10 protein-coding genes are annotated in these 8,867 nt (G+C 32.6%); 4 read left to right on the forward strand and 6 right to left on the reverse strand.

The window, feature by feature from the left end; translation table 11 throughout:
* Window positions 1-452 precede the first annotated feature (452 nt).
* The 4 genes from QZ143_RS08770 to QZ143_RS08785 all read left to right on the forward strand — a co-directional run bounded on the left by QZ143_RS08770 (window position 453) and on the right by QZ143_RS08785 (window position 4,726).
* Entirely contained in the window at window positions 453-1,535 is a 1,083-nt protein-coding gene (locus QZ143_RS08770) for a site-specific integrase (protein WP_292883283.1), read from the forward strand.
* 132 nt (window positions 1,536-1,667) lie between these two features.
* Window positions 1,668-2,684 (forward strand): hypothetical protein, encoded by a 1,017-nt coding sequence (locus QZ143_RS08775; RefSeq protein WP_292883285.1) that lies wholly within the window; start codon window positions 1,668-1,670, stop codon window positions 2,682-2,684.
* 646 nt (window positions 2,685-3,330) lie between these two features.
* Window positions 3,331-4,044, forward strand: coding sequence for a DUF169 domain-containing protein (locus QZ143_RS08780; RefSeq protein WP_292883288.1), 714 nt, complete (start codon window positions 3,331-3,333; stop codon window positions 4,042-4,044).
* A gap of 127 nt (window positions 4,045-4,171) precedes the next feature.
* Window positions 4,172-4,726: a manganese efflux pump MntP family protein gene (locus QZ143_RS08785; protein WP_292883291.1), complete on the forward strand. Its 555-nt coding sequence runs from the start codon at window positions 4,172-4,174 to the stop codon at window positions 4,724-4,726.
* Window positions 4,727-4,733: 7 nt separating this feature from the next.
* Here QZ143_RS08785 and QZ143_RS08790 read toward each other — a convergent pair whose 3' ends face one another.
* The 6 genes from QZ143_RS08790 to QZ143_RS08815 form a co-directional block, all read right to left on the reverse strand.
* Window positions 4,734-5,183 (reverse strand): hypothetical protein, encoded by a 450-nt coding sequence (locus tag QZ143_RS08790; protein ID WP_292883293.1) that lies wholly within the window; start codon window positions 5,181-5,183, stop codon window positions 4,734-4,736.
* A gap of 39 nt (window positions 5,184-5,222) precedes the next feature.
* Complete coding sequence (locus QZ143_RS08795; RefSeq protein ID WP_292883296.1) at window positions 5,223-6,617, reverse strand: MATE family efflux transporter; 1,395 nt, start codon at window positions 6,615-6,617, stop codon at window positions 5,223-5,225.
* A gap of 4 nt (window positions 6,618-6,621) precedes the next feature.
* Window positions 6,622-7,086 (reverse strand): MarR family transcriptional regulator, encoded by a 465-nt coding sequence (locus tag QZ143_RS08800; protein ID WP_292883298.1) that lies wholly within the window; start codon window positions 7,084-7,086, stop codon window positions 6,622-6,624.
* 4 nt (window positions 7,087-7,090) lie between these two features.
* Window positions 7,091-7,549 (reverse strand): flavodoxin, encoded by a 459-nt coding sequence (locus QZ143_RS08805; RefSeq protein WP_292883301.1) that lies wholly within the window; start codon window positions 7,547-7,549, stop codon window positions 7,091-7,093.
* 124 nt (window positions 7,550-7,673) lie between these two features.
* A complete protein-coding gene (locus QZ143_RS08810; RefSeq protein ID WP_292607348.1) occupies window positions 7,674-8,360 on the reverse strand; it encodes a CPBP family glutamic-type intramembrane protease in 687 nt (228 codons plus the stop codon).
* Window positions 8,361-8,369: 9 nt separating this feature from the next.
* Window positions 8,370-8,867, reverse strand: a 498-nt coding sequence (locus QZ143_RS08815; protein WP_292883304.1) for a flavin reductase family protein, incomplete at its 5' end; no start/stop codon positions are given.

The following is an 8,867-nucleotide window of genomic DNA, read 5'->3' on the forward strand; positions in this document are numbered from 1 at the left end:
CAGTACACCCAATAGTGCAATTCATCCACAACTTGCAGAAGTTGTGGTATTCTTGCATTTTAAAGATAAATAATTAACAAATAATTTTTGACAAAAACATTTACTGGAAAAAAATTTTGGATTAGAATTTATTCCAAATTTTTTTCATTACTTTTTCTATTTTTAAATTTATAATTTATCTAAAAAATTTTTATTACTTTTTGGTTAAATTAGTATTACAAATACAAAAATTGTAGAAATCACCATTTTGAGACCACTTGATGTATATGTATTACTTCACTTACAACATTTCCCTAGAAACTCCCAAATTATCCAAATTTAATATATAAAGAGAACGTATATTTTATGTAATAATATACAGTAAAAATGAAAAGATACGAAGTCTTTATATACTCAAAAAATCAATAGTATAACCAAGGGTTAGGTATAAAAATTTAGGAGGCAAAAAGCTTATGATCGAGGTTGATGAGCTAACAGACTACCTAGATGAATACTTAGAAGAAAAACAAGAGGTAAAAAACTTAACAGAAGAAACAATCCAAAAACAAACATTTAATATATCAAAATTTATAGAATATCTGGAAAATGAAGGAATTGATGAACTCAACAGCAGCAATGTTAAAAAACAGTTAAGACATTATCGTAGGTACTGTCTAAAGAAACGTGGGAATAAAAGAACAACTGTAAAAACATATATGATGAACATTTTGGAATTCATCAATTCAGAAGATGTCCAGGAAGAAATTCAGCACGATCCCATCAAAATGAAAGATATCATTGAAGTAAAGGCTGAAGATCCAGAAACTGCCAAAAAAAGAATTGAAAAAATCAGCTTAACTTGGCAACAATCCGATTTCTTTTTAGATACAATCAAACAAAGCGGAAATCCGAGAGATTACGCAATTTGCAGGACTTTCATCGATTCTGGAATGAGGCTAAAAGAACTGGTACTATTAAACAAGGATGATATCCAAGTTCCAATAGATGACAATGGCTTTTATGAAATGCCAAGCGACACAAATGAGTTTATTGATGTATATCTACGTGCAGAAACTACAAAAGGAGAATTGAAAGACCGTACAACCTTCATCACATATGATACATTGGACAGCTTGAACAGCATGATCTACAATCGAATCACAAAACTCAGAAAAAACACAAATGATGTATATAGACCAGTAATTCAGAGAAACAAGGCAGCTGAAGAAGTAACACGTGAAGAACTATTTACCAACATTAAAGGAAATAGAATAGGAAAACGTGGAGTTCAGGATATCGTGAAAAAATATGCTCATCTTGCTGATGAAAGAATCAGCAATGAAAATATTGATTGTCCTATAAACTATGGAAAAAATGTCAGTGTTCACATACTCAGACACACCGCTTTAAGCCATTATGCAGAAGTATTGACCGTTGCAGAAGTCCAAACAATTGCAGGACACTCCAACAGCCAAACAACAGATAAATATATCCATGTTGACAGAGAGCAAATGAAACAAAAATTAAAAGTAAACAATATGAAATTTAATATATAAATATTATATTTTACTTTTTTTATTTATTTTATACCTAAATCAATAATATTTAAATATTAATTTAAACAAACCTAATTTTAATATCAGTATACTGATAAGTTCTAATATTACTAAATTTTTTTAAGGGTTTATATGATTTCTAAGAGGAGTATATTTATATTAGGTATTTTTTTAATACTTGTTTCGGTACTAAGCGTATGTGCATCGGATAATCAACAAAATATATATGAAATACAACAGATTTTGGATGAAACCAATGCATCAGACTTAACTGGCTGTTGTTCAGTTGCATTGCAATTAGATGGAAACAACAGTATGTTCTCCTTTAGAAGAGATGCAAATTTAACCGCTGACATTTACATAGAAGAGATTGATTGGCATGGCATACCTGCAATCAAGCAATATAAAACAACAGGTGACTATTTCTGTCAGGTAATCATAACCAGTAACGGTTGGACAATCGGATACGGAGGAATTGACGACGGTCCGGATAATGAAAAAATTGAAGAAATAACTTCCCAAATGATTACAGATGATAATAGCATTTCAGAAGATGGTTTAGTCCAGATTCAGCAAATTAAAGAACCTTATAAATTAGGACATCTTTTGATTAAGGCACCTAACGGAAATTATGGTGTTGCATTTTCTGACAATCATTTTAAAGGCAAATTGGAACCTGGCCAATACATTGTAATTCCAAATAGGGAAAAATACATGGACAATGGCAGCTTATCACTTAATACTAGTGATAAAGTAGCAGCTATGATAGAATTAGCGCAATCTGATGCCTTTGGACTTACCAGAAGAGATATTACCACTTATCACTTCCATACCTTTGAAAATAACACAGCCAAAGTGAATGTAACTGATGCTTACTTAACCAATGATGATGGATCCAAGTGGGGTATGAGTACAGGTGGCCTTGTAGACAATGTATATTTCAACAAAACACTATTTAAAGCTGAAGATATACCAATAGCACCTAATTATGAATATATGGGCAATATGACACTTCATGAATCTATTCATCATGTATCTAAACTCATGTTAGCATCTATCCTTGTAGGTATTGTAATATTCGTGGCTATATTGTTCTTTGTAGTCTATCAATCAATAAAATATATTAGATATAGGCGTCATCGCAGATAATATTTAATAAATTTCACAAAATTTAATAAAAAACAGCAAAATTTAACGAAAATAGTCAATTTCACTAGCTTGATATATATCAAGCAGTTGATTTATACTATTTTCTTGATATTACTTGAGCATTAGTGGTAAAATACATATAATATATATTTTCTGTAAATATGGAAAATATATAAATAATATATTTCCGTAAATACGGATAATAGTATAATAGTCATCATACTATTAATACCACAATACATATAATTAGTAAGTATATAATATATCAACTACTAGTTAAATACATATAATATCTATAATACCTATTTTTATATATTTCCATATAAAATATATTTAAGTATAATATACGGAAATACTATGCCGACTATTGTAATATTACACCAACAAGAATTTTAGTAAAAATAATTGATTTAAACCAATATTTTAACTAATAACAACACCATAAATAATATTATCATATTATAAGCAATATTTATCTTATTTTATATAAAATAACTGTAATACATCACCAATATTAAGATTAAAACTCATACAAAGAAAAAATTAATAAAATTTATTAAATTTTATAAAAATTATTAAATTTAATAATAACAGCAAAATTTTTATAGAAAATTATAAAAAATTTTAATTAATCGGAGGAGTAACAATGGAATTTAATATTGTCAACGAAATAAATGGTAAATTTAATCCAATCGTTTTAATTAAAAGCGATGAAAAGCCAGATGATGCAATAATACCAAAGCCTGGAAAAGGTGGTTGTGTTATGGCATTTATCTCCCAAACAATAGCCAAAAGAAAAACAACTGCATTTGGACGTGAAAACGTTTCATGCGGAGGTATTGAAACCGGTATGGGATGGGGAGACGGCTTTACCCATGAAGGTGCCCTAGAATTTCAAGCAACATTCCTCTCACAGGGTGCCGATTCAGCAAAAGATAGGGATAAATTTCTCAAAAGTCTGGAAAATAAACCAACACATATACAGGAAATGTTTAAAAAAGGTGAAAGAATATATTGTGATTATGAAACTGCAGTCAAACACATCAAATCAAGACCAATTTATGATGATAAGGAGTATGTCATATTTAAACCAATTGAACTTTTAGAAGAAGGTGAAATTCCCCAATCAGTAGTGTTTACATTAAATCCTATTGAATTGTCAGCAGTTTTACAAATCAACAGTTCATTTAGGTCAAAAACAGCGCATATTCTGACACCACAGGCTTCAGCATGTCAGGCTATAGGGTCATTTACGGGGGAACAGGCTGAAAAGGATGATCCAGTACCTCTTCTAAGTCCGATTGACTTTGCAGCAAGAGCCCATATGAAGCATTTCATTCCAGATGGAAACTCTTTTTGAAGCTGGAGGAACTTAGTAAAAAAAGCGTTCTGCAAACCCATTTGTGGAAAGACTGGTAGAATTACACATTGATTAGATTTTTTCTAATCAATATAATTTTATATAAACAGCAACAAAATAAAATACAATGTCACTAAACTTAATTTCTGTTTTTTTAATAGCTGTAGCTCTTGCAATGGATGCATTTAGCGTATCATTAACAAAAGGATTTACCCAAAAGAATCTTAAGCAATCACAAATTCTTTATTATGGTCTATTTTTTGGATTTTTCCAATTCATGATGCCGATTCTTGGATATTATTGCATAAGTACAATCTCAGACATAATCGCATCTTTCGCATCAATAATCGGATTCGTATTGCTTTTGGCAATAGGATTGAATATGATTCGCGAAAGCTTATCCGGCGATGAGGATGAAATAAGCGATGAGTTTTCATTCAAGGAAGTGACACTGCTTGCAATAGCCACAAGCATTGATGCATTTGCAGTAGGAATAACATTTGCACTGTTCAATGATCCTCTCCTGATATCTGCAAGCATAATAGGTGTGGTTGCATTTGCATTCAGCATAGCAGGAATATTCATCGGCCGCAAACTGGGTGACTGGCTAGGCGATAAGTTCCAAATATTGGGTGGTGTCATCCTAATATTGATTGGAATTAAAATATTACTGGGTTTTTAGAAAAACTTTACATCATATTTTCATTATATGACCTGAATTGTTCAATGAAATTTTCAAGTTCCTCCTCAATCTGGGTAAGTGAAACCGTTGGCTTATAATTAAGAAGGGTATTCAATGCTATCAATAATGGAATGGCTTCACCTACATGGACATTGGTAAACTCCAGATTTTGATAAGTAATTTTAAAGTTTCCGTTGACATGTTCATCAATTCTCAGGCCCTGAGGGATAAAATTGATTTCACCCTTTTCAATCAGTTCCTCCAATACTTCAGTACCTTCCAGTATATCTTCAAACTCAACCTTTTGCTTATTCAAAATAGGTTCTATAAAATCAAATTCAATGTCATAATCGTATTTGGAATAGTTGTGTCTGAAGTAATTGTCAACCATCAGATAGTTAATATACAGTTCATGGTTTTGAATTGCATATTTCTTGTTGTTCAATATGAATTCCATGATTAAATTTTAGTAAAAAATAGTATAAAAAAATAGCCCTTATGGACTATTTTCTTCGTGTTTTTCATATTTTTTGATTGAAATTTCCTTGAATTTTCTAATGAATAGTTTTGCCCAGATATAACCAATTGTTCCTCCAACAAAACATCCTAACACTACTCCACCATAGATTCCAGGAAGTCCCCATCCAAAGATAAAGCAGAATAGATATGCAAATACACTTTCAAGGATTAAAGATCTAAGCAATGTAATCAATAGAGAATATGTTCCTTTTCCAACACCCTGAAACATCATGGAAGACATTATTCCGTGAGGAATTGCCAATACGAACAGGCTCAATACTGATATTGCTGTTGCGATTTCTGATGCCAAACCGGCACTGGCTTGAGTATAAGAAAATACTGCAGCAATCTGTCCTGAGAAAATGAACATTAATGCTCCCAAAATAATGGATACAATAAATCCTATTTTGATTGAATATGAATGGGCAGTTTGGAGGTTTTTGTAGTTATGCGCTCCATAAGCTACACCAGCAACAGTCAGGACTGCTGTACCGATACCAATCAGTGGAATCATAGCCAACTGCACAATTCTCATTGAAGCTGTATATACTGCCACTGCAGTAGTTCCTGCCGCAAGCACAAGCATGGAGTTAATGATTATTGCAAGAGCTGAAAATACAATAGTTTCCAATGTTGAAGGGATTGCAACCTGAAGGGTGTCAATCATTATATGACTTGAATATTTGAAGTTTTTAGGGGACAAGTCAAGGAAAAGATCCTTTTTAACCCATATCCAGTAGCTCATTACAATACATGACATTGTCGCCGATACTACTGTTGCCCATGCTGCACCTGAAATTCCAAAGTTCAATACATAAATAAATATAGGGTCTAAAATGATGTTCAGTACTGCTGTTACTGCAATTGCGATTGTTGCTCTTCTCATGTCTCCTTCAGACCTGAATATTGCTGATGCAACACCTGAAAACACAAAGATGAACAAGAATCCGAATATGATATAACTGTAATCCATTGCATATTGAATAGTATTTCCTGCACCCATAAACTGCAATATAGGAACCATAAACACTTCAATCAATACTGTAAATACTAATGATACTATAATTGATAAAACAATAGCATGCAACCCCGCATTGTTTGCCTGGTCACGATTTTTAGCACCGATATTTCTTGCTATCAATGAATTTGCACCTGCACCTATTCCATTTCCAAGTCCTATAAGCACCATGAATAATGGTGTGATAAAACCTACAGCAGCAAGGGCATCCGGACCGAGTCCTGCAACCCATATACTATCTGCAATATTGTAAAGCATGATTAAAAGCATTGAAAGCATCATCGGCAATGCCAGTTTTACGATTGCCTTTTTAGGATCTCCTGTAATCATTTCAATATTTTTACTTTTAGACATTTTTTTACTCTCCCTCATTTAACTCAATTGTCTTAACAGCTATTTCCTTCAATACCTTTTGAAGCAATTCTTTTTTAATATATCCATCATCCAAAATTACTGAATCTTCCCAATCGCGAAGAACACCACAGGCTTTTATTAGTATGTCCTCACCGTCTTTGGTCAGTGAAAGTCTGTTCTGTCTTCTGTTGTTTTCGTCTATTTCTCTTTTCACCAATCCCTTTTCTTCTAGTTTTCGAATAGATCTTGCAACAGCCCCCTTGTTGATGTTGCATCTTGTTGCTATCATTTCCTGATTGATGTTTGATTCATGCGCTATCTCAAAAAGCAAATGAAGCTGTGTCGTATTTATTCCAAATCCCTCGAGATTGCGATTGACATATACCGAATATCCCTTTCCGATCATATACAAAAGCTTTCCAACCGGAATTTGGGTTGCATCCATCTGCTTTATCTCTTCAAATGGCATGTTATCATTCTAAAAATGAGGATAATTTTTCATCGAACAAGTCTTTTTTTACCTCTTTGGTTGTTAATGCCAATGTTGATTGAGGTTTAACGGAAACATATTTTTCCATCTGTTCGAATGTTGATTCAAAACCGCTTGAACCAGCGGTTGCGAAGAATTTGACATTGGTAAATTTGCCTTCATTCTGTTTGATATATGAAATCACTGGACTTGATGCTTTTGATGCCCATACCGGTGTTCCAAGATATACAATGTCATAGTCTTCAGGATTATATTTCAAGTTTTCCAAGTCAATGATTTTTTCTTGAATTGCATGTTTTCCTCCACGTGCATATCCCAGTTTTCCCTGATAGTTGACTTTCGGTATGATTTCTTCAATATCTGAATCTGTTCTGCTTGCGATAGTTTTTGCAAGTTTTTCTGTAATGTTAGTTCTTGAATAATATACTACTAATGATTTCATACTTAGTATTAACACTTCATCATATATAAACTGTTGCATTGACAACTATTGCACTTGCAACAATTTAAAATTCATTTCATAAAAAATGTTTATTAATAAAAAAAATGATGTGTATAAAACACATCTATATTCCAAGCATAATTAGTATAAAAGAGAATGCGTCCGTAAATAGGTGAGACATATATGGAACAAATAGATTTTTGGTTTTTGCATATCCATACATTTCAACAAGTGATCCAACACCCTGCAAAAGCAATACTGATGCTATTGATGTTGATGAAGGGTCAAAGTGCAGAAAAGCAAAGAATATTAACACAATAACCATTGAAGATACGAATGAAAGGTTCCTTTTATTAGTATATTTGAAAAATACCCTCATAAAAAACATCAAAGGTATGAATTTCAACAGCTCTTCTCCCATCATTGAAAAGAAAAGTGAAACCAGGCTTATAATATTCAGATTTAATGGTGTTTCATCTACAGGTAATAAATTAAACATTTCCAAAGCAGAAGCCATTGCAATTGAATATACCATATATATGACAAACATCAATACCGCAAGAATAATCTCATTTTTTGTTGGCTTGTGAAATATCAGCTTATAATCCCAGTTTGAAAAATAAAGCAAAGGAATCAACAAAACCATACAGAATATTATACTTGACAGAAGTTCATCGAAGGAAAAAAGAATATATCCAATATATGATAGCGGTATTAAAAGCAACAGCACAAACCATGCTCCCTTAGATATGCGAGGATTATGCCTGTAATATGGAAAATCCCTTTCCTCATCAAATGTTAAAAACTTCACAAAAATCACCTACATGAATTTTCGTCCCGGCTTGAATGCATCTGAAATCTTATCGCCCATCCTGAAGTAGGAATGGGTGACGTCATCGTAAGCCAACGGATCCAATTTTTCGAAAATTATTTTGCCGTTATCATCCACGACACTTTCATCTGCCTGAATGTTTACTATTTCACCTGTGACTTGGGTGTGTGAGCCAACTTCAGCAATATTCATTACCCTGCATTCAACAGAAACCTTAAACTCCTCAATTATAGGTGCATTAACCATTTCAGCATCCTTATATGAAAAGTTTACCTTTTCAAGCTTGTTTTGATTGTAACCTGATTCTATTCCAAAGTAATCTGTTTCATCCATATGCTCACAGCTTGGAAAGCCAATGCAAAACTCATTGCTTTTTAAAATATCTGCTAGTGTTTTTCTCTTGAGTGTTGAATTGATTGCAATCATAACCGCAGGAGGGTGATGAGAGCACATTGTTGCAAAAGCAAGTGTACAACAGTCAGGATT

Origin of the sequence: Methanobrevibacter sp. UBA188 (assembly GCF_905234905.1) — an archaeon.
Taxonomy (GTDB): Archaea; Methanobacteriota; Methanobacteria; order Methanobacteriales; family Methanobacteriaceae; genus Methanocatella.